General features: G+C 69.6%; 1 protein-coding gene. It reads left to right on the forward strand.

From position 1 onward, the window contains the following. A partial coding sequence (locus PUR56_RS43455) for an ABC transporter permease subunit (RefSeq protein ID WP_443034512.1) occupies positions 1 to 283 on the forward strand: 283 nt, incomplete at both ends.

Consider the following 283-nt stretch of genomic DNA (forward strand, 5'->3'; position numbering starts at 1 on the left):
CATGCAGGTCATCGCCGAAGCCGCCACCATCACCGGCCTCCTCGCCATCGTCCAGACCGTCGTCATCATCTGCGGCGGCCTCGACATCTCCGTCGGCTCCCAAGCCGGCGTCGCCTCCGTCGTCTCCGCGATGGCCTTCACGTCGGCCGGCTCCAACGCCCTCACCGGCATCGCCGCCGCCATCGGCGTCGGCATCCTCGTCGGCATCCTCAACGGCCTGATCATCGTCTACGGCCGCGTCAACCCCACCATCGCCACCCTCGCCGGCCTCGCCGCCTACAAG

It is taken from the genome of Streptomyces sp. BE303 (assembly GCF_036290945.1).
Classification (GTDB): domain Bacteria; phylum Actinomycetota; class Actinomycetes; order Streptomycetales; family Streptomycetaceae; genus Kitasatospora.